The following is a 2172-nucleotide window of genomic DNA, read 5'->3' as shown; positions in this document are numbered from 1 at the left end:
CGTCGCCGCATCGCTCGTCGAGTGGCATCACGTTCACTACGCGCAATGGCTGGTCTGGTCGGCCGCCAGCGTCGTCACCGGTGATGTCGCGACGGCGCGCGCCAAATGGAAAGACCGGATGATGGGCGCGATGGTCGGCGTGCCTGCCGGTATGCTGGTGGGAATCCTCATGCCACACGCCCCGCTACTCTCAGACGTATTGACGGCCGCGATCGCATTGACGCTCGTCGCGTTCAATCAGTATGTCATAGCATTCGGCACGAGATGCGCGCTGCACGCCGTCGCAATCATCGTCACTGGGCATGCCATTTTTTCAGCCGACGACCGCGCGATAGACGTCGTAATTGGCAGCATAATCGGCATCGTCTTCGTGCTGGGAACGAACTTGATCAGGCGGTCGCTCAAAGGGCCGGCGGCATCGTGCCGTCTTTGAACCTCACCATCGTTGAGCGCGGAATGGCTTCATTGCTCACCAGGGTATCGGTCCCGGCGCACTCCTTTCAACCGAGAGTCGCGTATGGATCGATAACCGGTTCGTCGAATGTGTGCGACCTGATCCTTCGTGAGTAGAGCGGGAGCGAACACGAATAGCCTGTCTCCAGAGACGTCGACCGCGCAGCGTGTGGCAGCTTTGGAGTGGCGGATTCAACCGGTGGATGCAATAGTTTGCTGGAATCGTTCGGCGGGCGTCTCGTAGTCCAGCGTCTTTCTTGGACGCACGCAGTCGAACTCTTCACCGATCCTGCGCTTGATCGATCAACATGTCACCTGCCGTTACGATTCGCGAACGCTCGCATCGCCAATGGCATGCGCAATCAATTACTTGTTTTGCGTGTCAGATGAACGCGTAGCGCTTGCCGAGAGCGGCGAGAAGATGAGGCCATTGATCGACGCTGGCGTCGTCGTGAAGTTGCTCAAGTTCGCACAGCAGATCGACGATGCCCGGATCGTAGGCATTCACGTTCGATGCATAGAGCGCCCGCAGCAGCTTGCCGTCCCGGGCGTGCCGATAGTACGAAATGCCGATCCCTTCGATGTCCGGGCGATAGAACTCGTCGCTGACGAGCGATCCGACTGCGCACTTGCGGCCGTTGGCGCCGCGCAGCCGGCTCAAGCCGTTCTCGTCCTCCGCGACGGCCCCCTGGTTCAGCAGATGAGCGCTCACGCGCTCGTAAATCTCCCTTGCGCACCACATCACAACACCTGCCACCCTCACCCAGCGGCTTTCAGAAACTCGGCCGACAGGGCGAATTGACGAGCGATTTATGCCAGCCGCGCGCCCCATTCCCATGTGCCAAATACGTCGTGGACGTTCTGCAGACAACTGAGCAACTCGACGGTCATCGGATCGGACACATTGATGCGCGAGCGCAGCAGCGCGCGCTTGAGCGCCGCGACACCGATATCCATATAAGCCGGAACGTCCTCCGGCGGTTTCGCGATGTAGCGGATGGGCACGCCTTCCATCGCCGTCATGTAATCGCGCAGCTTAATGAAACTGCCGACCGGACAGCCGCCGCAGTGGCCCCGATATGCGCCGCCGCCACGAGGCAGCAAGGAGGCTTGCGCCTGAGTGAACAGATGCTCCACGGCGTGGTTAAAAATCTCCTGATGTGTCAGGAAGCTTGGGCTTTTCACGTTCATCTCCTTGCGCCCTGCGCAGCGGCCAATCGTTGAACATCGAGCAATCTGCGCTTTCAGTATCGAACGTCGGCGCTGGTGCGGCAGGGTTGCCGCCAACACACAAATGGCGCGATATTCTAACGGACCTCGATTTGGCTTATAGCCACCTGCGGGTCAGACCGGGGACCGTTGGAGGCGTAAAGCACGACTGCATCGGGAATGGCCTTACATTACAGCCGCGACCGGAATTGGGCTATCACACGGAAGTAAGGAACGCCTCTACGGTGGGATGTACTGGCACCGCGTTAGAGTTGCTTGGATATACGGGCGTATAGCCCCTCAGAGATTCGATAACGGTTGCGTACGGAATGCGAATGGGCGACGGTAGAAGCCATAGCCGCATCAGCAAGATGCAGAAGGAAGCGATCAGGCGGATGCGCGAGGTGCTGGCTAAACCACTTTCGCAGGCTGCAACACCGTAGGACTCAAGCCTGTCTATCCAAACGTATAAGCGCACGATACCTGCGGAGGACCGCAGCAAACGTTCGT

At 59.2% G+C, this 2172-nt stretch carries 4 protein-coding genes; 1 reads left to right on the top strand and 3 read right to left on the bottom strand.

Annotated elements, in window-relative coordinates; genetic code table 11:
- Nucleotides 1–433: FUSC family protein (locus tag VMJ11_RS18880; RefSeq protein WP_325620911.1), on the top strand; the 433-nt coding region annotated here is incomplete at its 5' end.
- Between the two features lie 402 nt (nucleotides 434–835).
- Here the strand turns inward: VMJ11_RS18880 and VMJ11_RS18875 are convergent.
- The 3 genes from VMJ11_RS18875 to VMJ11_RS18865 form a co-directional block, all read right to left on the bottom strand.
- Nucleotides 836–1165, bottom strand: coding sequence for a hypothetical protein (locus VMJ11_RS18875; protein ID WP_325620910.1), 330 nt, complete (start codon nucleotides 1163–1165; stop codon nucleotides 836–838).
- Nucleotides 1166–1263: 98 nt separating this feature from the next.
- Nucleotides 1264–1638: a hypothetical protein gene (locus VMJ11_RS18870; protein WP_325620909.1), complete on the bottom strand. Its 375-nt coding sequence runs from the start codon at nucleotides 1636–1638 to the stop codon at nucleotides 1264–1266.
- Between the two features lie 241 nt (nucleotides 1639–1879).
- Nucleotides 1880–2172: hypothetical protein (locus VMJ11_RS18865; RefSeq protein WP_325620908.1), on the bottom strand; the 293-nt coding region annotated here is incomplete at its 5' end.

The sequence above is a fragment of the Paraburkholderia sp. genome, assembly GCF_035501035.1.
Lineage (GTDB): Bacteria > Pseudomonadota > Gammaproteobacteria > Burkholderiales > Burkholderiaceae > Paraburkholderia.
This window is presented reverse-complemented; position numbering and strand designations above follow the sequence as displayed.